The sequence below is a fragment of the Methylopila turkensis genome, assembly GCF_027922325.1.
GTDB classification, from domain to species: domain Bacteria; phylum Pseudomonadota; class Alphaproteobacteria; order Rhizobiales; family Methylopilaceae; genus Methylopila; species Methylopila turkensis.
In genome coordinates, this window is sequence record NZ_BSFL01000003.1 from 939,373 (window position 1) to 960,622 (window position 21,250).

General features: G+C 70.6%; 18 protein-coding genes. All 18 read right to left on the reverse strand.

Annotated elements, in window-relative coordinates:
• Positions 1-85: 85 nt before the first annotated feature.
• The 18 genes from lpxC to PKE78_RS15720 all read right to left on the reverse strand — a co-directional run bounded on the left by lpxC (position 86) and on the right by PKE78_RS15720 (position 20,899).
• On the reverse strand, positions 86-1,039 hold the full coding sequence (gene lpxC / locus PKE78_RS15635; protein WP_271201827.1) for a UDP-3-O-acyl-N-acetylglucosamine deacetylase: 954 nt from the start codon (positions 1,037-1,039) through the stop codon (positions 86-88).
• Between the two features lie 281 nt (positions 1,040-1,320).
• On the reverse strand, positions 1,321-3,003 hold the full coding sequence (gene ftsZ / locus PKE78_RS15640) for a cell division protein FtsZ (protein ID WP_271201828.1): 1,683 nt from the start codon (positions 3,001-3,003) through the stop codon (positions 1,321-1,323).
• Positions 3,004-3,112: 109 nt separating this feature from the next.
• A complete protein-coding gene (ftsA, locus tag PKE78_RS15645; RefSeq protein ID WP_271201829.1) occupies positions 3,113-4,438 on the reverse strand; it encodes a cell division protein FtsA in 1,326 nt (441 codons plus the stop codon).
• Positions 4,435-5,373 carry a cell division protein FtsQ/DivIB gene (locus PKE78_RS15650; RefSeq protein ID WP_271201830.1) on the reverse strand — a complete coding sequence of 313 codons (939 nt, stop codon included), beginning with the start codon at positions 5,371-5,373 and terminating at the stop codon, positions 4,435-4,437. Before PKE78_RS15650 ends, ftsA begins: the two co-directional genes overlap by 4 nt.
• Positions 5,374-5,426: 53 nt before the next feature.
• A complete protein-coding gene (locus PKE78_RS15655; protein ID WP_271201831.1) occupies positions 5,427-6,347 on the reverse strand; it encodes a D-alanine--D-alanine ligase in 921 nt (306 codons plus the stop codon).
• 158 nt (positions 6,348-6,505) lie between these two features.
• A complete protein-coding gene (gene murB / locus PKE78_RS15660) occupies positions 6,506-7,420 on the reverse strand; it encodes a UDP-N-acetylmuramate dehydrogenase (protein WP_271201832.1) in 915 nt (304 codons plus the stop codon).
• Positions 7,417-7,557: a hypothetical protein gene (locus tag PKE78_RS15665; RefSeq protein ID WP_271201833.1), complete on the reverse strand. Its 141-nt coding sequence runs from the start codon at positions 7,555-7,557 to the stop codon at positions 7,417-7,419. The genes murB and PKE78_RS15665 overlap by 4 nt, the downstream gene beginning before the upstream one ends.
• 62 nt (positions 7,558-7,619) lie before the next feature.
• Positions 7,620-9,038, reverse strand: coding sequence for a UDP-N-acetylmuramate--L-alanine ligase (gene murC / locus PKE78_RS15670; protein WP_271201834.1), 1,419 nt, complete (start codon positions 9,036-9,038; stop codon positions 7,620-7,622).
• Positions 9,039-9,060: 22 nt separating this feature from the next.
• Positions 9,061-10,191, reverse strand: a complete 1,131-nt coding sequence (gene murG, locus PKE78_RS15675) for an undecaprenyldiphospho-muramoylpentapeptide beta-N-acetylglucosaminyltransferase (RefSeq protein WP_271201835.1) — start codon at positions 10,189-10,191, stop codon at positions 9,061-9,063.
• Positions 10,188-11,366: a putative lipid II flippase FtsW gene (ftsW, locus tag PKE78_RS15680; protein ID WP_271201836.1), complete on the reverse strand. Its 1,179-nt coding sequence runs from the start codon at positions 11,364-11,366 to the stop codon at positions 10,188-10,190. The genes murG and ftsW overlap by 4 nt, the downstream gene beginning before the upstream one ends.
• Before the next feature lie 112 nt (positions 11,367-11,478).
• The gene (murD, locus tag PKE78_RS15685; RefSeq protein WP_271201837.1) at positions 11,479-12,792 is read right to left on the reverse strand and encodes a UDP-N-acetylmuramoyl-L-alanine--D-glutamate ligase; all 1,314 of its coding nucleotides are present in this window, start codon (positions 12,790-12,792) and stop codon (positions 11,479-11,481) included.
• 226 nt (positions 12,793-13,018) lie between these two features.
• Positions 13,019-14,101, reverse strand: a complete 1,083-nt coding sequence (gene mraY, locus PKE78_RS15690; RefSeq protein WP_271201838.1) for a phospho-N-acetylmuramoyl-pentapeptide-transferase — start codon at positions 14,099-14,101, stop codon at positions 13,019-13,021.
• The gene (locus PKE78_RS15695; protein ID WP_271202006.1) at positions 14,101-15,543 is read right to left on the reverse strand and encodes a UDP-N-acetylmuramoylalanyl-D-glutamyl-2,6-diaminopimelate--D-alanyl-D-alanine ligase; all 1,443 of its coding nucleotides are present in this window, start codon (positions 15,541-15,543) and stop codon (positions 14,101-14,103) included. Before PKE78_RS15695 ends, mraY begins: the two co-directional genes overlap by 1 nt.
• Positions 15,544-15,554: 11 nt before the next feature.
• Positions 15,555-17,018: a UDP-N-acetylmuramoyl-L-alanyl-D-glutamate--2,6-diaminopimelate ligase gene (locus PKE78_RS15700; RefSeq protein ID WP_271201839.1), complete on the reverse strand. Its 1,464-nt coding sequence runs from the start codon at positions 17,016-17,018 to the stop codon at positions 15,555-15,557.
• Positions 17,015-18,844, reverse strand: a complete 1,830-nt coding sequence (locus PKE78_RS15705) for a peptidoglycan D,D-transpeptidase FtsI family protein (protein ID WP_271201840.1) — start codon at positions 18,842-18,844, stop codon at positions 17,015-17,017. The genes PKE78_RS15700 and PKE78_RS15705 overlap by 4 nt, the downstream gene beginning before the upstream one ends.
• Complete coding sequence (ftsL, locus tag PKE78_RS15710) at positions 18,841-19,392, reverse strand: cell division protein FtsL (protein ID WP_271201841.1); 552 nt, start codon at positions 19,390-19,392, stop codon at positions 18,841-18,843. Before ftsL ends, PKE78_RS15705 begins: the two co-directional genes overlap by 4 nt.
• Positions 19,389-20,432, reverse strand: a complete 1,044-nt coding sequence (rsmH, locus tag PKE78_RS15715) for a 16S rRNA (cytosine(1402)-N(4))-methyltransferase RsmH (RefSeq protein WP_271201842.1) — start codon at positions 20,430-20,432, stop codon at positions 19,389-19,391. Before rsmH ends, ftsL begins: the two co-directional genes overlap by 4 nt.
• Positions 20,432-20,899: a division/cell wall cluster transcriptional repressor MraZ gene (locus PKE78_RS15720; RefSeq protein ID WP_271201843.1), complete on the reverse strand. Its 468-nt coding sequence runs from the start codon at positions 20,897-20,899 to the stop codon at positions 20,432-20,434. Before PKE78_RS15720 ends, rsmH begins: the two co-directional genes overlap by 1 nt.
• Between the last annotated feature and the right edge of the window lie 351 nt (positions 20,900-21,250).

Consider the following 21,250-nt stretch of genomic DNA (forward strand, 5'->3'; position numbering starts at 1 on the left):
CATGAAACAGACGGCCGCGACGCAGTCTATAGCCGAATCGGCCGGCGCGCGCCAAGGCGCGACCGGCCGTTGCATGGGGAACACGTCAGGCGGCGCGATGCCCGAAGGCCGCAGCCGGATTGGCGACCAGCGCGGGCCGGCGCGCGTCGCCGCGCTCGCGCCGGGCGGGAGCCTCGGCGTCGACGATGGCGTAGGCCGCGGGATCGGCGAGCAGAGCGCCGAGCACGGCGCCGTTCAGCCTGTGGCCGCCGCAGAACGAGCGGAACCGCCCGACGAGCGGCGCGCCGGACAGGGCCAGATCGCCGACGGCGTCGAGCGCCTTGTGCCGCACGAACTCGTCCGCGAACCGCAGGCCCTCAGGGTTCAGCACCCGGTCCTCGCCGAGAACGATCGTGTTGTCGGTCGAGGAGCCGCGCGCGAAGCCCGCCGCCCACAGCCGCTCGACGTCCTTGAGGAAGCCGAAGGTGCGGGCGCCGGCGAGCTCCGTGCGGAAACTGCCCGGCGTCAGGTCGAGCGCGATGCGCTGCCGCCCGATCAGGTCGCTCGCGAAATCGATCTCGACGTCGAGGTGGAAGCCCTGCGGCGCCGGCGCGAGCTCAGCGAAGCCGCGGCCCTGCTCGACGCGGACCGGCTTCAGAATCTTCATCAGCCGGCGCGGCGCGGCCTGCGCCTGAAGACCGACGCTCTCGATCGCTTCGACGAACGGCCGCGACGAGCCGTCGACGATCGGCAGCTCCGGACCGTCGACCGTGATGCGGACATTGTCGAGCCCGAGCGCGCGGATCGCCGCGAGCAGGTGCTCGGTGGTGGAGACCGACGCGCCGGACGGATCGCCCAGCACGGTCTGGAGTTCGGTGCCGTTGACCAGCGCGTGGCTAGCGGGAATCTCACGCTCGTCGCCGTTCGGCATGACGCGGACGAACACGACGCCCGTCCCGGCGTCGGCCGGATCGAGCGTCAGGGAGACCGGCGCGCCCGAATGAACGCCGACGCCCGAAAGGGCGACCGTTCCGGCGAGCGTGGTCTGATGCGCATACATGAAGCACTGTCCTCGAGCACCTGCGGCCGGCGGGGGAGCATGGCCGCCTGCGACGGTCGAACGCCGCAGTTCATCGTCCGGGAGTCCGGACATCTGTGATGCGCTGCAAACTAGGTCGGGCGGACACCCCAACCAAATCAACGTTCTTTTCGCTTTGTAACAGACCTAAATCATTGACTCGAGAGAACTATCCGCGTCCGGCGGACGCCACCGGCCCAGGCGTCGCCGCCTGGGCCGGTGTTCCGTCGCTTTCGTGTCGCCCGGAGCCGCCGGGCGACGCTTCAGTTCGCCTGACGACGCAGGAACGCCGGGATCTCGAGCTGGTCGTCCTCGAGGCCGCGGGGATGGGCCGGAGCCGGAGCGCGGCCGTGGGCGTCGAGCCCGCCCTGCGCCGGGCGGTAGGCCGGCGCCTGCGGGGTCGCCTGCGGACGGCGGGCCGGCTGCTCGGGAGCCGGGGCGCGTTCGGGGGCGTAGGCCTGCTGCGGCGCCTCGTGCTCGTCCTCGTGGTGACGGCCGAGGCCGTTCGCCAGACGCTGCAGCAGCGTCATGCGCTTGCGGTCCGGCGCGGCCTGCTCGACGGCCGGCTCGCGGCTGGCGCGGATCTGCGCCTGGGCCGGCAGCGGCAGTTCGTCCACCCGCGGCATCCGCGGCGCGCGGGCGCGCTCGGCCTGCGGCGGGATGTAGGGCTGGTCGTGGTGCTCCTCCTCCGCCGGAGCGTAGGACTGGACCTGGGGCTCCGGAACGGCGGGCTTCGGCGCGGCCGGACGGATGGTGACGTCCTCGATCGCGGCGATCGCCTGCTGCTCGTAATGAGCCTCGTAGACCGGCTCCTCGTGGTGCTGCTGCGCTTCGTAGGCCTGCGGCGCGGGCTGCGTCGGGGCGCGGAAGGTCGGCAGCGTCTGCGGCTCGGGGCTGCGGGTCGCGGGCGCCGGCTGCTTGAAGCGGCTGGTCAGTTCGGCGATGCGCTGCTCCGCCGCCGAGACCTGGCCGGCCTCGATGATGTGGTCGATGCCGGTGGCGACGACCGACACGCGGATGATGCCTTCCAGGCTTTCGTCGAAGGTCGCGCCGAGGATGATGTTGGCCTCGGAGTCCACTTCCTCGCGGATGCGGGTGGCGGCTTCGTCGACTTCGTAGAGGGTCAGGTCGTTGCCGCCGGTGATCGAGATCAGCAGGCCGCGGGCGCCCTTCATCGAGACGTCGTCGAGCAGCGGGTTGGCGATGGCGGCTTCCGCCGCCTGCACGGCGCGCTTCTCGCCCGAGGCTTCGCCGGTGCCCATCATCGCCTTGCCCATCTCGCGCATGATCGCGCGGACGTCGGCGAAGTCGAGGTTGATCAGGCCTTCCTTGACCATCAGGTCGGTGATGCAGGCGACGCCCGAATAGAGCACCTGATCCGCCATCGCGAAGGCGTCGGCGAAGGTGGTGCGCTCGTTCGCGACCCGGAACAGGTTCTGGTTCGGGATGACGATGAGGGTGTCGACCGCCTTCTGCAGCTCCTCGATGCCGGCCTCGGCCGTCTTCATCCGGCGCATGCCTTCGAAGTGGAACGGCTTGGTGACGACGCCGACGGTGAGGATGCCGGCCTCGCGGGCCGCGCGGGCGACGACCGGCGCGGAGCCGGTGCCGGTGCCGCCGCCCATGCCGGCGGTGATGAACGCCATGTGGGCGCCCGAGAGGTGGTCGCGGATCTCGTCGATCACCTCTTCGGCGGCCGCGCGGCCGACCTCCGGCTGCGAGCCGGCGCCGAGGCCTTCGGTGACCTGCACGCCCATCTGGATGATGCGCTCGGCCTTCGACAGGGTCAGCGCCTGCGCGTCGGTGTTGGCGACGACGAAGTCGACGCCGACGAGGCCCGCCTCGATCATGTTGTTGACCGCGTTGCCGCCGGCGCCGCCGACGCCGAAGACGGTGATCCGCGGCTTCAGTTCCCGGATGTCCGGCATCTTCAGGTTGAGCGTCATCGCATGCCTCTTAGGTTGTCGCGCCGTCCCGGCACATTTGCCAATCGCAGTTTCGGCGTTCGGGGGGCGCGCAAGGCCCCTTTCCGATCGGCGGCCGCCGCGCCGCCCATCAGAAGCTCTCCTTCAGCCAGCGGCCGACCCGGTGGATGTAGGTGTCCTTCTGCGTCTGCCCGCCGCGGCGCATCCGCTTCGGGTCGACGTGCTCCAGTCCCGCGACTTGCGGGAAGACCAGTAGTCCGACCGGCGCCGCGAAGGCCGGCCCCTTGGCCGCCTCGGGCAGCCCGCGGGCGCCCAGCGGGCGGCCGATGCGGACGGGCCGGTCGAGAATGCGGCGCGCGAGATCCGGCACGCCGGTGAGCTGGCAGGCGCCGCCGGTGAGCACGACCCGGCGCGCCTCGGAGGCGTAGCCGGAGGCCTTCAGCCGGTCGCGCAGCAGCTCGAGGATCTCCTCGACCCGCGGCTTGACGATCTTCACGATCATCGACTTCGGCACGTAGCTCGCGGCCTCCAGCTCGCTCTCGCCCACTGGCGTGACCGCGAGCTGCTCGCGCTCGTCGGCGATCGAGGGGAACACGCTGGCGTGCAGCGTCTTCAGCCGCTCGGCCTCGTCGAGGCTGGTGGAGAGCCCGCGCGCGAGGTCGAGGGTGACGTGGCGCCCGCCGAGCGCGACCGCGTCGGAATGCACGAAGCCGCCGCCCTGGAACACCGCGACCGAGGTGGTGCCGCCGCCCATGTCGACCAGCGTGACGCCCATCTCGCTCTCGTCGTCGACGAGCGCCGCGAGGCCGGCCGCGTAAGGGGCGGCGACCATGGTCTCGACATGCAGATGGCAGCGCTCGACGCAGAGCATCAGGTTCCGCAAGGGCGCGCCCTCGGCGGTGACGATGTGCATGTCGACGCCGAGATGCTGGCCGACCATGCCGCGCGGATCGCGCACGCCGCGGGTGGCGTCGAGGCCGAAGCCCGTCGGGATCGAATGCACCACGGTGCGGTTCGGCCGCACGGTGTGGACGCAGCCCGCCTGCAGCACGCGGCGGATGTCGCGGTCCTCGACCGGACGGCCGGCGATGCCGACCTCGGCGTGGAAGGTCTCGCTCGACAGCCGGCCGGCGGAGACCGACACGATGACGCTCTCGATCTGGACGCCGGCCATGCGCTCGGCGGCGTCGACCGCGAGCCGGATCGACTGCTCGGCCGCGTCCATGTCGACGATCTGGCCGTTCTTCACGCCGCGCGAGCGCTGGTGGCCGACGCCGATCAGCTCGACGAGATGGGAGCGGTCGGGCAGCGCGTCGCCGGGCTCGACCGGCTTCAGCCGGGCGACCAGGCAGGCGACCTTCGAGGTTCCGACGTCGAGCACCGACACCACGACGGCCCGCCGCGACGGCAGCGGCCGCATCTTGGGAACGACGCCGTAGGGGAACGCCTGACTCATGCCCCGCCCGCCTTCTTCCTGGCCTTCTCCGCGGCCTTCTCGGCCTCGGCGAGCGTCTCCGCGGCCTCCGGGGTCAGCCGGACCACGAGGCGCTTCGGATCGCGCAGATCGACGGCGGTGACGCCCTTGCCGAACAGGTCGTCGCGGGTCTGGACCTGCTCCAGCCGCGTCAGCGCCGCGGCGAAGCCGAGCTCCGGAAGCTTGACCTCGACGCCGGAGCGCAGGCGCAGGTTCCAGCGCCGCTCGGCGACGAGCACCGCGGCGTAGGTCTGCTCGCGGATCAGCGGCGCGGAGGCGAGCGCCTCAAGCAGCGCGCCGGCCTTCAGGTTGGCGGAGGGGCCTACGACCAGCGGCAGATGCGCGAAGCGCGAGTCGCGGAACTCGTCGATCGGGGTGCCGTCGGCCGCGAGGATCTGCACCTTGCCGTCGTGCTGCCAGAGCGCGAACGGCTTGCGCTCGACCAGATGCACGGTGACGCGGTCGGGATAGAGCTTGCGGACGGTGGCGTCGGCAACCAGCGGATTCGCCATAAGGCGCTCGCGGGCGGCCTTCACGTCGAGGAACGGCAGCGCCGTGTCGTCCTTGACGCCGAGCGCCAGCAGCACCTCGTCGTCGGTCAGCGCGTTCTGCCCCTCGGTCGCGACCGCGACGACGCGGAAGCCGACGGCGTTCGCGACCGTGACGTGCAGATTCTCGATCTCGTGGCGGACGGCCGGCCAGTGCCCGCCCTCGATCATGCCGACGAGGCCGGTGGCGGCGTAGAGCAGCGCCGACAGCGCCACGCCGACCCGGCGGCGGCGCACGATGCGCTCGAAGCGGAAACGGAAGGCGGACCAGCGGCTCGCGCCGATCACTTCATGGACGTCGTCGAGGTCGGGGCGCGGCTGGCGGGCGTTCTCGCCGACCTTGCGCATGTTCGGCCCGGTCTTGAACACCGTGGTCCGGCGCTGCGCCGGGCCGCGCCCGCCGGCGGGCGGCGCGGGGCGTTCTAGCGATCTAAGGAGGCGTCCTCCACTAGCCATCGAACAAGCTCACCAAACCCCATGCCGGCATAAGCGGCGAGTTCCGGCACGAGCGACGTCTCCGTCATGCCAGGCTGCGTGTTCACTTCGAGGCAGACGAGCTCTCCCGTTCCGCCTTCGCGGTCGTCGAAACGGAAATCGGCCCTGCTGACCCCGCGGCACCCGAGAGCGTGGTGCGCCGCGACAGCCAGTTTTCGGACCTCTTGGTAAACAAAGGATGAAATTTTCGCGGGCAGGACGTGTTGCGAACCGCCCTTCGCGTACTTGGCGTCGAAGTCGTACCAGCCCTCGCCGGGCACGATTTCGATGACGTCGAGCGCCTCGCCGTTGAGCACGGCGCAGGTAAGCTCTTTGCCAGCCACGAAATTCTCCGCAAGCAGCAGATCGCCGTGGGCCCAGTCCCCTCGGGTCAGCTCCTGCGGCGGGTGGGCGTGGTCTTCGTTAACGATCAGCACCCCGACCGACGATCCGCCGTCGACAGGCTTGAGAACGTAAGGCGGCGTCAGAACGTGACCGGCCGCCGCTTCTTCTCGTGTGACCACTTTGCCGCGGGGCACCGAAACCCCCGCTGCGGCCATCACCGTTTTCGCGCGCTCCTTGTGCATGGCGAGCGACGAGGCCAGCACGCCAGAGTGCGTGTAGGGGATTCCCATGATCTCCAGCAGGCCCTGCACGGTGCCGTCCTCGCCGAACCGACCGTGCAGCGCGTTGAAGCACACGTCCGGCCGGGTCTTCGCCAGCACGTCGGCGAGGTCGCGGCCGACGTCGATCGGCGTGACGCGAAAACCCTCGCCTTCCAAGGCCTTGGCGCAGGCGGCTCCCGACCAGAGCGAGACCTGCCGCTCTGAGGACCAGCCGCCCATCAGGACGGCGACGTGCTTGGACATGTGTGTTTCCCGAAGCTCGACCTCTTGTCCCGGCCTTGAGCCGGGACCCAGACGCGCGGACATTTCCAAGAACAGGCGCTGCCGAACGGCGCGCTTCCAGATTCGAACGCAGCGGTTCTGGGTCCCGGCTCAAGGCCGGGGCAAGAGCGCGGCTTCCGTCAGGCCGCGACCCCGATCCGCTTGATCTCCCACTCGAGCTCGACGCCCGAGGTCTCCCGCACCCGCCGGCGAATCTCCTCGCCCAGCGTCTCGATGTCGGAAGCGACGGCGCCGCCGGTGTTGAGCAGGAAGTTGCAGTGCATCTCCGAAACCTGCGCGCCGCCGACCGAAAACCCTCTCATGCCGGCCTGGTCGATCAGCTTCCAGGCGGCGTGGCCGGGCGGATTCTTGAAGGTCGAGCCGCCGGTGCGCGACTTTACGGGCTGGGTGGACTCGCGATGCCGCAGCACCTCGTCCATCTCGGCCCGGATGGCGTCGCGCTCGGCCGGCGCGCCCTCGAACAGGGCCCCGGTGAAGATCACGTCGGCCGGCGCCGCGGAATGGCGGTAGGAATAGCCCATCTCGGCCTTCGAGAGCGTGCGCCGCCGGCCCGAGCGGTCGACGCCATAGACCTCGACCACGCGGTCGGAGGTCTCGGTCCCGTTGGCGCCGGCGTTCATGCGCAGCGCGCCGCCGATCGCGCCGGGAATGCCGGCGTAGAAGGCGAAGCCGCCGATGCCGGCCTCATGGGCGGCGATCGCCATGCGCTTGTCGGCCGCGGCGGCGCCCGCCTTCAGCCTTGCGCCGCCCGCCGGCGCGATGCCGGCGAAGGCGCGTCCGAGCCGCACGGTCACCCCGGGCAGCCCGCCGTCGCGGACGAGAAGGTTCGAGCCGAGGCCGATCGGCGTCACTGGAACGTCCGCCGGCGCTCGCTCCAGGAAGTAGGCGAGATCGTCCTCGTCCTCGGGCGTGAACAGCGCCTCGGCCGGGCCGCCGACGCGGAACCACGCGAGGTCGGCCAGGCGCTGGTCGGCGACCAGCCTGCCGCGGAGTTCGGGCATCGCCGCCCGGAGCTTCGCGGCGAGTTCGCTCACCGGCGGCGGGCCCTGAGCGACAGCGGCGCCTCGACCCGGCGCGTCGCCTGTTCGTCGGGGGCGTCGAGGTCGACGACGTCCGGGACCGGCGCGGCCATGACCGGCTCGATCGCCGTGTCCGGGATCCACCCGGCCATCTGCTGCGTCCGGGTGCGGGAGCGCCGCCCCTCTCCAAACTGCGTTCTTCCCAACTGGGGCATTATGCGCCCTCTCCTCTTGTCAGAGCCGCCAGTTCGTCCGGCAGGGCGGCGGCCCAGTAGGTGCTCGTGCCGGCGCCGAGCAGAACGACGTAATCGCCCGGCCGGGCGATGCTCGCGACGACCCCGGCCAGCGCCTGCGGCGCCTCGAGCGGCGTCACATGCCTGTGCCCCCGGGCGCGCAAGCCTGCGACCAGCCCATCGCGGTCCGCGCCTTCGATCGGCTGCTCCCCCGCGGCGTAGACGTCGGCGACGATCACCGTGTCGGCGTCGTTGAAGCAGCTCGAGAAGCCGTCGAACAGCGCATGGAGTCGCGAATAGCGGTGCGGCTGCACGACCGCAATCACCCGTCCGTCGGTGGAGGCGCGCGCGGCCTTCAGCACGGCCGAGATTTCCACAGGATGATGGCCGTAATCGTCGAAGATCGAGACGCCGTTCCACTCGCCGGTGCGGGTGAAGCGGCGCTTGACGCCGCCGAAGCGCGCGAGCCCGGTGCGGATCTGCTCCGCCGAGACGCCGAGCTCATGGGCGACGGCGATGGCGGCGGTGGCGTTCAGCGCGTTGTGGCGCCCCGCCATGGGCAGCGTCAGGTCGTCGATGCGCGTTTCAGCGCCCGACTTGCGGTCGCGGATGACGATGCGGAACTTCGCGACGCCGCCGCGGAGGTCGACGTCGAGCAGCCTCACGTCCGCCTGCGGGTTCTCGCCATAGGTCACGACCCGGCGGTCCTCGATCGTGCCGACCATCTCCTGCACCGTCGGATGGTCGAGGCACATGACCGCGAAACCATAGAACGGCACGTTCTCGACGAAGGTGCGGAACGCCGCCTTGATGGCGTCGAAGGTGCCGAAATGGTCGAGATGCTCGGGGTCGATGTTGGTGACGACCGCGACGTCGGCCGGCAGCTTGAGGAAGGTGCCGTCGCTCTCGTCGGCCTCGACCACCATCCAGTCGCCTTCGCCCATGCGGGCGTTGGTGCCGTAGGCGTTGATGATGCCGCCGTTGATCACGGTCGGGTCCATCGCGCCCGCGTCGAGCAGGGTCGCGACCAGCGAGGTGGTCGTGGTCTTTCCGTGGGTTCCGGCGACGGCGACGCAGGTCTTCAGCCGCATCAGCTCGGCCAGCATCTCGGCGCGCCGCACCACCGGCAGCCGCTTCTCGCGGGCGGCGGCGAGCTCCGGATTGCCGCGCTTGATGGCGGAGGACACCACCACGACCTCGGCCTCGCCGAGGTTCTCGGCCGCATGGCCGATGACGACCTCGATGCCCTTCTCGCGCAGCCGCTTGACGTTCGCGCTTTCGGCGGCGTCCGAGCCCTGGACCTTGTAGCCGTGGTTCGCCAGCACCTCCGCGATGCCGGACATGCCGATGCCGCCGATGCCGACGAAGTGGACGGGGCCGATGTCGCGGGGAAGCTTCATGGGGATGCGCGGAGCCGGTGGTTCAGGATGCGGGGGGTGCGGCGACCGCCGGGGCGGCGGACGCCAGACGGGCGGTGGCCAATACCACATCGGCGAGGCGCGCGGCTGCATCCGGTTTGCCGACCTGCCGCGCGGCGGCCGCGGAGGCGGCGAGCGCTTCGGGATCGTTAAGCCGCACGCTGAGCTCGTCGGCCAGCGCGTCCGGCGTGAAGCGGCTCTGCGCGGTCACGACCGCGCCGCCCGCCATGGCGAGCGCGTTGGCGTTGGCGAGCTGGTCGTTGTCGAGCGCGTGCGGCAGCGGCACCAGGATCGACGGGCGCCCGATCACCGACAGCTCGGCGACCGTGGACGCGCCGGCGCGGGCGATGACGAAATGGGCGAGCGCCATGCGCGCCGGCATGTCGTCGAAGAAGGTCGCGAGCGCGGCCTCGACGCCGGCCGCGGCGTAGGCGCGGCGCACGTCCTCGAGGTCCTCGGGCCTCGCCTGCTGGGTCACGCGGATGCGCGAGCGCAGCTCGATGGGCAGTTTCGCGATGGCGAGCGGCGCGACCTCGGACATGACGCGGGCGCCCTGGCTGCCGCCGAAGACCAGCAGGCGCACCGGCTGCTCGCCGACGGGCGTCTGGTAGGCGACGCGGCTCGCGGCGAGCACCTGCGGCCGGACCGGATTGCCCACATGGACCGGCCGGGCGCCCTCCGGCAGGCCGGCGACGGTCGGAAAGCCGGTCGCGATCGCGGTGGCGAACTTCGCCAGCATGCGGTTTGCGCGGCCCATGACCGCGTTCTGCTCGTGCAGGATGACGGGGACGCCGACGAGCTTCGCCGCGGCGAGCGGCGGGAAGCTCGGGTAGCCGCCGAAGCCGACCACGGCCGCCGGCCGCACCCGGCGGATGATCCCCGCGCTGCGGGCGACGCCGCGGGCGAGCGTCAGCCCGAGCTTGGCGTAGGCCGCGAGCCCGGAGCCGCGGATGGTGTCGGCGGGCGTCGCGTGCAGCGCGCGGGCCGGAAAGTGCTTGGCGTAGGCGAGCGCGCGCTCGTCGGTGATCAGCTCGACGGCGACGCCGCGCCGGGCGAGCTCGATCGCCAGCGCCTCCGCGGGGAACAGGTGGCCGCCGGTGCCGCCGGCCGCCAGCAGGATCGGCCGGTCGCTCATGCGCGGGCGCCGACCGGAAGCCGCCCCTGGTGCCGGACATGGCGGGCGATCTCGTTCGCGAGCGTGTCGGTGCGCGGCCGGCGCCGGGTGAGCGCGAGCAGCATGCCCATGCCGAGCGCGAGCGCGAGCATCGACGAGCCGCCGTAGGAGATGAACGGCAGCGTCATGCCCTTCGCCGGCATCAGGTGAAGATTAACCGCCATATTGATCGCCGATTGCAGGCCGAACAGCATCGTTAACCCGGCGATCGCGAGCCGCACGAAGCCGTCCTGCTCCCGGCGCGCGTGCCACAGCCCGCGCAGCACGATGAAGGCGTAGAGCGAGACGATCGCGATGCAGAACACGATGCCGAACTCCTCGGCCGTCACCGCGAAGATGAAATCGGTGTGCCCGTCCGGGATGATGCGCTTGACCGTGCCCTCGCCCGGCCCCTTGCCGAACCACCCGGCCTGCATGAAGGCGTCGGTCGCGCGGTCGATCTGGAAGGTGTCGCCGGTCTCCGGATTCATGAAGCGGTCGATGCGGCGCGCCACATGCGGAAGCAGCTGGTAGGCGGTCAGCAGGCCGAACACGCCGGCGCCGCCGAGGCCGACGACCCAGATCCACGGCAGGCCCGCAAGGAAGAACAGCGCGCCCCAGACCGCGGTGACGAGCACGGTCTGGCCGAGGTCGGGCTGCAGCACGAGCAGGCCGACGACCGCGCCCAGCAGCAGCGTCGCGAGGATGTGCCCCGGCATGTCGCGGCGCTCCGCGCCCTCGGCGAACAGCCACGCCGCGATGACGATGAAGGCGGGCTTCACGAACTCCGACGGCTGCACGCCGAACGAGCCGACCTGCAGCCAGCGCCGCGAACCCTTGATCTCCATGCCGATGACGAGGGTGGCCGCGAGCGCCATCAGCCCGCCGAGGAAGGCGATCCAGGCGAGCCGTCGGGCCTGGTTGGGGCTCAGGAACGAGATGCCGATCATGATGACCAGCGCCGGCACGAGGAACATCACCTGCCGGTTGACGAAGTGGAACATGTCGTCGAGGCCGATGCGCTCCGCCACCGGCGGCGACGCCGCGAGCGACAGCACGACGCCGAGCACCATGAGCGCGCCCACCGCCGCGAGCAGCGCGCGGTCGACGGTCCACCACCATTCGCCGAAAACGGTTCGTTCCGCGCGGGAGATCATCCGCCTACTCCAATCCGACGCGACGCGTCGTCCGCCACGGCGCGCGCGATGCGGCAGCATGAGACGATTAGGGTTAACGAAATCCGACCATCGCCGGATCGCGCCCCCGCCTTCATCGTGCGTCGAGGGCCTGCACGGCCCTGCGGAACGCCTCGCCGCGCTGTTCGAAATTGCGGAACTGGTCGAAGGAAGCGCAGGCCGGCGAGAACAGCACCACGGGCTCGGCCTCGCCGGAGGCTTCGGCGTCCGACGCCGCCGCCTCGGTCGCGCGTTCGATCGTTCCGAGCTCGGCGTGCGGAACGCCATGCGCTGCCAGCGTCTTCGCGAACGCCGCCGACGCCTCGCCGATCAGGTAGGCCTTCGTCACTCTCCCGAACAGCGGAACGAGCGCCTCGACGCCGCCGGTCTTCGGCTTGCCGCCAAGGATCCAGAACACCTTTTCGAACGACGCCAGCGCCTTCTCGGCGCTGTCGGCGTTGGTCGCCTTGGAGTCGTTGATGAAGGTCGTCCGGCCCGGGCCCGGAACCTCCTCCATGCGGTGAGCGAGGCCCGGAAAGCTCGCGAAGCCGTCGAAGGTCGCCTCGTCCGGGAGGCCGAGCGCGCGCGCGGCCGCCAGCGCCGCGGAGGCGTTCTGGACGTTGTGCGCCCCGCGCAAAGCGCGCGCCCGCGACAGATTCAGCGGGTCGGTCTCGGAGATCGCGACGACTCGGCCGCCTTCGCCGCCGATGCGTTCGGCCATGGCGCGCGCGAACGCGTCGTCGCGACCGACCACGGCGGTCCCGGAGCGCGCGACCAGCCTCTCCTTGATCGCAGCGTAGTTCTCCATCGCGCCATGCCGCTCGAGATGGTCCTCAGACAGGTTCAGCATGACGCCGACGGTGGGATCGAGCGTCGGCGCGAGGTCGATCTGGTAGGACGAGCACTCGACGACATGCACGCGGTTCGCGGCGGGCGGCGCTAGGTCGAGCACGGCGACGCCGATGTTGCCGCCCATCTGGACGTCCCAGCCGGCCGAGCGCAGCACATGCGCGATCAGCGCGGTGGTCGTCGACTTGCCGTTGGTGCCGGTGATCGCGACGAACGGCGCGTCCGGAGCGATCGCGCGACGCTCGCGGCAGAATATCTCGACGTCGCCGATGATCTCGACGCCCGCAGCCTGCGCGCGTTGGACGGACCAGTGCGGCGCCGGGTGCGTCAACGGCACGCCGGGCGCGAGCACGAGGCTGTCGAAAGTCCCGAAATCCGCGGCGCGCAGGTCGCCGGTCGGCAGGCCTTCGGCCTCCGCCTTCGCGACGGCGTCCATGGAATCGTCGAAGGCGAGCACGGCGGCTCCGCCGGCGACGAGGCTGCGCACCGTCGACAGCCCGGACCCGCCGAGGCCAAAGACGGCGACGCGCCTGCCGGCGAATGCGGTCGCGGGCGTCACGAGGCGAGCCCCCGCCGCGCGCGGGAAATCCAGAGCATGAGCCCCTGCCCGCCCGAAGCCGCTTCGATGGCGATTTCCCGCGCCGGCCCGCTGCCCCGGCTGGACGAGGGCTCCCCGAAGGGCGCAGTCGTCGCCTCCGCCGCAGCGGACCTGCCGCCGTCCGCCGGAGACCCGAAGTGCGCGACGCTTTCCGGCGCGCGAACCGACGTCGAGCCCGTCATCGCGCTCACCGCAGCTTCAGCGTGGCGAGGCCGACGAGGGCCAGCACCACGGCGATGATCCAGAAGCGAACGACGACCTGAGGCTCCGACCAGCCGAGCTGCTCGAAATGATGATGGATCGGCGCCATCCGGAACACGCGCTTACCGGTGAGCTTGAACGAGGCGACCTGCACGATCACCGACACCGCTTCCAGCACGAACAGGCCGCCGATGATGGCGAGGACGATCTCATGCTTGGTGGCGACGGCGATCGTCCCCAGCATGCCGCCCATGGCGAGCGAGCCGGTGTCGCCCATGAAGATCTGGGCCGGAGGCGCGTTGAACCAGAGGAAGCCGAGGCCCGCCCCGATCACCGCGCCGCAGACCACTGCGAGTTCGCCGGTGCCGGTGACGAAGTGGATCTGCAGGTAGTCGGCGAACACGGCGTTGCCGGAGAGGTAGGAGATCACGCCGAAGCTCGCGGCCGCGATCATCACCGGCACGATCGCAAGCCCGTCAAGGCCGTCGGTGAGGTTCACCGCGTTGCCGGCGCCCACGACCACCACTACGCCGAAAGCGATGAAGAAGAAGCCCAGATCGAGCAACAGATTCTTGAAGAACGGAAACGCCAGAGAACTCGAAAAACCAGCCTGGCCGACTTGCATGATCGCGAACACGGCGACGCCCGCGATCGCCGCCTCCATCGCAAGCCGCGCCTTGCCGGAATAGCCGGCGTGGGTCTGCTTCGTGACCTTGAGGTAGTCGTCGTAAAAGCCGATCGCGCCGAAGCCGATCGTCACGAGCAGCACGATCCAGACGTACGGGTTCGACAGGTTGCCCCAGATCAGCACGGTGGCGACAAGGCCCGACAGGATCATCAGACCGCCCATGGTGGGCGTGCCGCGCTTCGTGAGATGCGTCGCCGGGCCGTCGCTTCGGATCGGCTGCCCCTTGCCCTGCTTCAGTCTGAGTTGCGAGATGATCCACGGCCCGAACAGGAACACGAACAGCGCGCCGGTCATGACCGCGCCGCCGGTGCGGAACGTGATGTAGCGGAACAGGTTCAGGCCCGGAAACGCCCAGGAGAACTCGGCGAGGAAGGTGAGCATCAGACGGTTACCGCCGTAATGGTGTCATCGGAGGCCGGCGCGAACCGGGCGCGCAGCGCCGTCGCGACCGGACCGAGCTTCGAGCCGTTCGAGCCCTTGAGCATGACGGCGTCGCCGCCGCGGATGCGGTCGACCAGCTTCACCTCGATCTCCGCGGCGCTGTCCGCCCAGCCGCCGCGGCGCCGCTCGGGAAGCGCGTCGTGCAGGGCGCGCATCAGAGGACCCGCCGTGAAGACCAGATCGATCTTGGCCGCCGCGATGGTCTCCGCAAGCTTCGCGTGAAGCTCCGCCGAGGTGGCGCCAAGCTCGAGCATGTCGCCGAGCACGGCGATCCGCCGTCCGGACGCGCCCACCGGCGTCTGGCCGAGCAGCGCGAGCGCCGCGCGCATCGAGGCGGGGTTAGCGTTGTAGCTCTCGTCGATCAGCGTCACCGCGCCGCCCGGCGCGGCGAGCTCGTAGCGCTTGCCCCGACCGGCGGGGGCCGTGAACTTCGCCAGCGCCAACGCCGCGAGCGCGAGGTCCGCGCCGGCGAGCTTGGTCGCCAGCAGCACGGCGAGCGCGTTCTGAACGAGGTGGCGTCCGGGCGCGCCGATCTTGAACGTCACCGGGTCGCCCAGGACGGTGGCGGCGACGCAGGCTTCGCCCGGCTTCAAGGCGACACGGTCGAGACGCGCGTCGGAGGAGACGTGCTCCCCGAAACTCCAGACGGCGGCGCCGGCGGCGGTCGCCGCCGCCTTCAGCCGCTCGTAATGCGGATTGTCGCGGTTCACCACGGCGTGGCCGCCGCGGACGAGCCCTTCGAAGATCTCGGCCTTCGCGTCGGCGATGCCTTCCACGCCGTCGAACGCCGCCAGATGCACGGGCTCGACGTTGGTCACGATCGCCACATGCGGCCGAACCATCTTGGTGAGCGGCCGGATTTCGTTGGGATGGTTCATCCCGATCTCGAACACGCCGTAGGCGGCGGACTTCGGCAGCCGCGACAGCGTCAGCGGCACGCCCCAATGGTTGTTGTGGGAGGCGGCGGAGGCGTGGGTCGGCCCATCCGCGCCGAGCACAAGACGCAGCGCCTCCTTGGTGCTGGTCTTGCCGACGGAGCCCGTCACCGCGACGATCTTGGCGCGCGAACGGGCGCGCGCCGCGACCCCGGTCGCGACCAGCGCGCCGAGGACGTCGTCGACCACGAGCAGCGGCCCGACCTGAGCAAGTTCGGCGGCGTGCGCCTTGTCGATCACCGCGATCGCCGCGCCCCGCGAGAGCGCGTCGGCCACGAACTTGTGGCCGTCATGGACGTCGCCCTTGATGGCGAAAAACATGTCGCCCTGCGCGACCGTGCGGCTGTCGATCGATACGCCGGTCACCGGCTGTTCGGCGCGGCCGGCGACGCGACCGGCGGTCGCCAGAGCGAGCTCAGGCGCGCTCCAGAGCGGCTCCGCTGACATGTTCGCCGTGGTCACGCGGCGGTCTCCCCCGATTGAAGAGCGTCCCGCACCACGTCGTGATCCGAGAACGGAAGCGTCCGATCCCCCACGATCTGGCCCGTTTCGTGACCTTTGCCGGCGACGAGCAGAACGTCGCCGGGCTGTAACTCAGATACCGCAGTGCGAATCGCGAGCCCGCGGTCGCCGATCTCGCGCGCTCCGGGGGCTGCGGCCCTAATGGCGGCGCGGATCGTGGCGGGGTCTTCGGACCGCGGATTGTCGTCGGTGACGATGACCATGTCCGCGCCGGCCGCCGCCGCCTCGCCCATCAGCGGGCGCTTGCCGGCGTCACGGTCGCCGCCTGCGCCGAACACGACGATCAGCCGCCGCTTGGCGAAGGGCCGTAAGGCCGCGAGGACCGAGGCCAGCGCGTCGGGCTTATGGGCGTAGTCGACGAACACCGCGCCGCCGTTGCGCTCGCCGACGAAGTCGACACGGCCCGGCACGCCATCGAGCGCCTCGAGCGCCGCGAGCGCGACCTCCGTCGGGACGCCGGTCCCGATCGCGAGGCCCGCGGCGGTCAAAGCGTTCGCCGCCTGAAAGTCGCCCGCGAGCGGAAGCCGGATCGTGCGCCGGCCGCCCTCGTGTTCGATGTCGAGAATCTGCGCCATGCCGTCGCGCGCCACGGATTTGAGCTTCAGCGTCTCGCCGCCGAACCCGACGGTGATGAGGCGCACGCCCCTCGCCTTCGCAGCCTCGCAGAACCACGCCGAATCGGCGCCGTCGACGCAGACCACAGCCGCGCCGCCGGTCGGCAGCAGCTCGCTGAACAGCCGCAGCTTGGCGTCGCGGTAATGCGCGACGGTCGGATGATAATCCATGTGGTCGCGTGAGAGATTGGTGAAGCCGGCGGCGTTAAGGTTAACGCCATCAAGCCTTTTCTGGTCGAGGCCGTGCGACGACGCCTCCATCGCAAGGTGGGTCACGCCCTCCCCGGCAAGCGCATCCAGCGTCGCGTGCAGCGCGACCGGATCGGGGGTCGTGAGCGAGCCGTAGGTCGCGCCGGACGGCTTGGTGACGCCCAGCGTGCCGAGGCTCGCGGCCTGATGGCCGGCGGCGGCCCAGATCTGGCTGAGGAAGGTGACGACCGAGCTTTTGCCGCTGGTGCCAGTGACGGCGGCGACGATCTCGGGCTGGCGCGGATGGAACCGGGCGGCGATTCGGGCAAGCGTCGCGCGCGCGTCCGTCACGGGGATGACTGGAACCCCGGCTTCGACGCCCGAGTCAGCGTCGGCCAACACTGCGGCCGCGCCGTTCGCGACCGCCGCGCCGACGAACCGCTTGCCATCGGTCTTCGCGCCGGCGAGAGCCGCGAAAAGGAAGCCGGGCTTGACGGCCCGGCTGTCCGCGCTCACGCCGAGGATCGGGGTGGCGGCGAGGTCGGCCTCAAGTCCGAGCGCCGGGAGCAGGTCGCCGAGCGCGCGCGGCTCGGTCATTGCACGCCGCCCACGGCCATGCCGGTGGAGGCGAGCAGGTCGTTGGCCGGGGGCGCGTCGTAGACCGGCTCGACGCCAAGCAGCGGAGCGACCCGCTCGACCATCTTGCCGCCGACCGGCACCACGTTCCAGCCGGAGGTCGCGAAGCCGTGGGTCTCGGGCAGCGCCTTCGGTTCGTCGAGCACCACGAGCATCATGTATTTCGGCGCGTCCATCGGGAACACGGCGGTGAAAGCCGTAAGGTTCTTCGTCTTGGAGTAGCGGCCGCCGACGACCTTTTCCGCCGTGCCGGTCTTGCCGCCGACGCGATAGCCCGGGACGTCCGCCTTCTTCGCCGAACCGCGCTCGGCGTTGAGACGCATGAGGTAGCGCATGGCGACGCTGGTCGACGGCTTGATCACCCGCACCGCCTTGGAGCGGGCCTCCTCCGCGGTCCGCCTCATCAGCGTCGGCTTTATCAGAAGACCCCCGTTCACGAGCGCGCTCACCGCCATCACCGACTGGATCGGCGCGATCGCGAGGCCGTGGCCGAAGGAGATAGTGATGGTGTTCAGCTCGCCCCAGCGCGGCGGCAGGATCGGACGCGAGCTCTCCGGCAGCTCCGTCTGCAGGCGGTTGAGCTGCCCCATCTTGGCGAGGAACGCCTTGTGGGCGTCGACGCCCATGCCGAGCGCGATGCGGGCGGTCGCGATGTTCGACGAGTAGATGAAGGTCTCGGGCACGTTCAGGATGCGGCGCTGCGGATGGAAATCGTTGATCCGGAAGCGGCCGTAGGCGAGCGCGCTCCGGGCGTCCATCCGGCTCTGCAGGTTGAACTTGCCGGAGTCGAGGCCCATGGCGATGGTCAGCGCCTTCATGGTCGAGCCCATCTCGAACACGCCGACGTTGACGCGGTTGATGCGGTCCGGCTTGAGCGCGTCCGTCGGGCGGTTCGGATCGTAGTCGGGCAGCGACACCAGGCTGACGATCTCGCCGGTCTCGACGTCGGCGATCGCGGCGGAGGCGGCGATCGCCTTGAACTTTTCCATGCCCGCCTTGAGCTCGTCGCGCACGGCGTGCTGCACGCGCAGATCGAGCGACAGGGCGATCGGCTCCAGACGCCCGCCCGCGCCCGCGGCCGCCGCGGCTTCCGCGGTCTTGCCCGACGTGTCGAGGTACTTCTCGATACCGGCGATGCCCTTGTTGTCGACGTCCGCGAAGCCGAGCACATGGGCGACCACGTCGCCGTTTGGATAAATGCGCTTGTTCTCCTGCAGGAAGCCGACCCCCGGGATGCCCAGGCGGAACACGGCGACCTGATCGGCCGGCGAGATCTCGCGCTTCAGCCAGACGAAGCCTTTCCTGGTCGAGAGCTTGGCGCGCAGGTCGTCGCGATCAAGGTCCTTCAGGACGCCGCTCAGCAGCTCCACCGCCTCGTCGACGTCGATGATGTTTTTCGGCTCAGCGTAGAGCGACGACACCTTGATGTCGGTCGCCAGCACCTGGCCGTTGCGGTCGACGATGTCCGGCCGGGCGTTGGCGGAGACCGCGGCGCTGAGCCGCGCGACCGCGCCGACCTCGGGCGCGACGGCGTAATGTACGAGCCTGCCGACGATCGCGAGATAAAGGCACCCGAACGCCAGCATCGCGATGCGCAGCCGCCCGCCGGTGAGGCCCAGCCCCTCCCCCTTGCCGACCAGCAGGAAGAACAGCTTCTTCGCGCCGGAGGCCCCGAGACGCGCGCCGGCGAGTCCCGCTCGTCCAGACCGTCGACCTAAGCGCCCAAGCCCACGGAGCGCGGCCGAAGCGCCCGTGGCGACGCCGTTCTGAAGCTGGTCTCGGGTCATCGGATCAGCCCCGGATTCTGACGCAGGAAATCGGTGATGTTCAGCGGCTGGCCGGGTCGCGGCGTCGACAGCGGCTTCGGCTGCGGACGGTTGGTCGGCGCCTTGAGCTGGGAGGCCGGCTTTACCGCGATCGTCGCTTTCTTCGCGGGCGCGGGCGGGGCGGCCTTCTTGGCAGCCGCCGCGGCCGGGGTCTCGACCGCGATGCTCGCGTCCGCCCCCATCAGGCCGAGCGCCTCAAGCTTGTTGCCGATCTCGTCGACCGGCGCCGGGCGCGCCGGCAGCGCGGCGAGCTTGATGGTCTGCGCCCTCTGCAGCGGTTTCAGCTCAAGGTGGCGCCGGGAGAACGCCTGCACGCGATCCGGCCGCGCGAGGAACGCCCATTCGGCCTTCAGAACGGCGATGGCGTCGTTTTCAGCGGCGATCTGGCGCTTCAGCTTGGCGACGTTCTCGGAATGCAGCGTGGCGTCGTACTTGATGCGGTAGACCGTGACCGCGGCCCCGACCAGGGCGGCGATGGCGATGACGTTCAGGACGCGGGCGATCTTCACGACGCGCCTCCCTCATGGCCGCCGACCGGCAGCCGCGGCACGCCGAAGGCGAAGGCGTCGCCGCCGCGGGCGGGCGCCTCGGTGCGCGCCGCGGCGCGAAGCCGGGCGGAGCGCGCGCGGGGGTTGGAGCTCGTCTCGTCCGCGCCGGGCTTGACGACGCCGCGCGACAGCGCCGTGAACGTCGCAGGCGGCACCGCCGCGGCCGGCATATGGCGCGAGCCGCCGGGCAGCGTGCGGGTGCGGTCGGCGAGGAACGTCTTCACGATCCGGTCCTCGAGCGAGTGGAACGACACCACGACGAGTCGCCCTGAAGGCTTCAGCCGGCTCTCGGCGGCGAACAGCGCGCGCCCGAGCTCGCCGAGTTCGTCGTTCACCGCGATGCGAAGCGCCTGGAAGGTGCGGGTCGCGGCGTGGACGCCGTCGTAGGATTTGCCGAGCACGCTCTCGACGATGTCGGCGAGGCGCAGCGTGGTGACGATGGGCTCCGCCTCGCGCGCGGCGCAGATGGCGCGCGAGATCGCGCCTGCGCGACGCTCCTCTCCGAGCGTCCTCAGGATTGCGGCGAGCTCCTTCTCGCCGAGATCGGCGACGAGGTCAGCCGCGCTCGGCCCCTCCCCGCCCATGCGCATGTCGAGCGGCCCGTCCTTCCGGAACGAGAACCCGCGCGGAGCCTGGTCGAGCTGCATGGAGGAGACGCCGACGTCGAGCACGACGCCGTCGACCTCCGGGATCCCGAGCTGGTCCAGCACATGCGCGAGGTTGGAGAACCGATCTTCGACCAGTGTCAGCCGGCCCTTGAAGGCCGCGACCATGTCGTAGCCGGCGGCGATCGCGGTCGGGTCGCGGTCGGTCGCGATCACGCGGCAGTCGGCCGCCTCGAGAATGGCGCGGGTGTACCCGCCGGCTCCGAACGTGCCGTCGAAATAGATTTCGCCGTCGACGGGCGCGAGCGCCTCCAAGACCTCGGCGAGCATGACGGGGTTGTGCGGCCGAGCGTCCTCGTCGACGCCCCGCTCGGGCCGCCGGTCGCGCCGGGCCATCACGAGGCCGGCTCGCGCGAGGTGGTCTGCTCCAGCCGCCGCTTCAGTTCGCGCACCGTGGCGCGGGCCTGGTCGAGGTGCGCGCGGAACCGCTCCGGCTCCCAAATCTGCAGCTTCCTTCCCTGCCCTACGAAGGTCACCTGGTCGCTGACGCCCGCATAGGTCTTGAGGCTCTCCGTCAGCACGACGCGGCCTTCCGAATCGACCTTCAGCACCTCGCTCACCCCAAGCAGCGCCGTCGCCAGCCCGTCCCGCTCGTCCGAATAGGGCGACAGCGTCTCCAGCAGGCGGTCGATGTCCGAGAGAAGCGCATTGCCGCCCGCGTCCAAAGCCTTCAGGTCGAGCGAGGGATGCACGTAGAGCCCTTCGAAGCCGTCGCGCGCCAGCACGGCCCGGAACGGCGCCGGGATCGACACGCGCCCCTTCGCATCCAGCCTGTTGGTGAAATTGGACACGAAGCGGTCCATGGCCCCCCACGCCGGATCCGGCGATCCGCCGCCCGCTCCCCACGAACGGGCCCGCCAAGACGCGGACGACGCGACCCGAGCCCGCGGCCGGAACGGCCGCGAACTTCATGGGCGAAACGGCTCCCCCGGAGCCTTCCACCTGCCGCGTCGACGGGATGATTTGGGATACCATGGGGCCTTATGGGCGTCAACGAACCGTTAAGGGTCGCCGCCGGCCGCCGCGGCCCAGGACGCAATACCTGACAAGGGCCGCGCCGCGACCGAAGCGCGACGGGGCCAGTAGAACTTCCTTAGGGTTAAGAAGCCGTTGCCCGGAGGCTGATCACGAGATCAAAAGGCGCGTTATCAGGC

What these genes read in the sequence shown, in the direction of transcription:
- lpxC (WP_271201827.1), bottom strand. Translation starts at nt 1,039, where the DNA reads ATGTATGCGCATCAGACCACGCTCGCCGGAACGGTCGCCCTTTCGGGC.
- ftsZ (WP_271201828.1), bottom strand. Translation starts at nt 3,003, where the DNA reads ATGACGCTCAACCTGAAGATGCCGGACATCCGGGAACTGAAGCCGCGG.
- ftsA (WP_271201829.1), bottom strand. Translation starts at nt 4,438, where the DNA reads ATGAGTCAGGCGTTCCCCTACGGCGTCGTTCCCAAGATGCGGCCGCTG.
- PKE78_RS15655 (WP_271201831.1), bottom strand. Translation starts at nt 6,347, where the DNA reads ATGTCCAAGCACGTCGCCGTCCTGATGGGCGGCTGGTCCTCAGAGCGG.
- PKE78_RS15665 (WP_271201833.1), bottom strand. Translation starts at nt 7,557, where the DNA reads ATGGCCGGGTGGATCCCGGACACGGCGATCGAGCCGGTCATGGCCGCG.
- murC (WP_271201834.1), bottom strand. Translation starts at nt 9,038, where the DNA reads ATGAAGCTTCCCCGCGACATCGGCCCCGTCCACTTCGTCGGCATCGGC.
- murG (WP_271201835.1), bottom strand. Translation starts at nt 10,191, where the DNA reads ATGAGCGACCGGCCGATCCTGCTGGCGGCCGGCGGCACCGGCGGCCAC.
- ftsW (WP_271201836.1), bottom strand. Translation starts at nt 11,366, where the DNA reads ATGATCTCCCGCGCGGAACGAACCGTTTTCGGCGAATGGTGGTGGACC.
- mraY (WP_271201838.1), bottom strand. Translation starts at nt 14,101, where the DNA reads ATGCTCACCTTCCTCGCCGAGTTCTCCTGGGCGTTTCCGGGCCTGAAC.
- PKE78_RS15695 (WP_271202006.1), bottom strand. Translation starts at nt 15,543, where the DNA reads ATGTCAGCGGAGCCGCTCTGGAGCGCGCCTGAGCTCGCTCTGGCGACC.
- PKE78_RS15700 (WP_271201839.1), bottom strand. Translation starts at nt 17,018, where the DNA reads ATGACCGAGCCGCGCGCGCTCGGCGACCTGCTCCCGGCGCTCGGACTT.
- PKE78_RS15705 (WP_271201840.1), bottom strand. Translation starts at nt 18,844, where the DNA reads ATGACCCGAGACCAGCTTCAGAACGGCGTCGCCACGGGCGCTTCGGCC.
- rsmH (WP_271201842.1), bottom strand. Translation starts at nt 20,432, where the DNA reads ATGGCCCGGCGCGACCGGCGGCCCGAGCGGGGCGTCGACGAGGACGCT.
- PKE78_RS15720 (WP_271201843.1), bottom strand. Translation starts at nt 20,899, where the DNA reads ATGGACCGCTTCGTGTCCAATTTCACCAACAGGCTGGATGCGAAGGGG.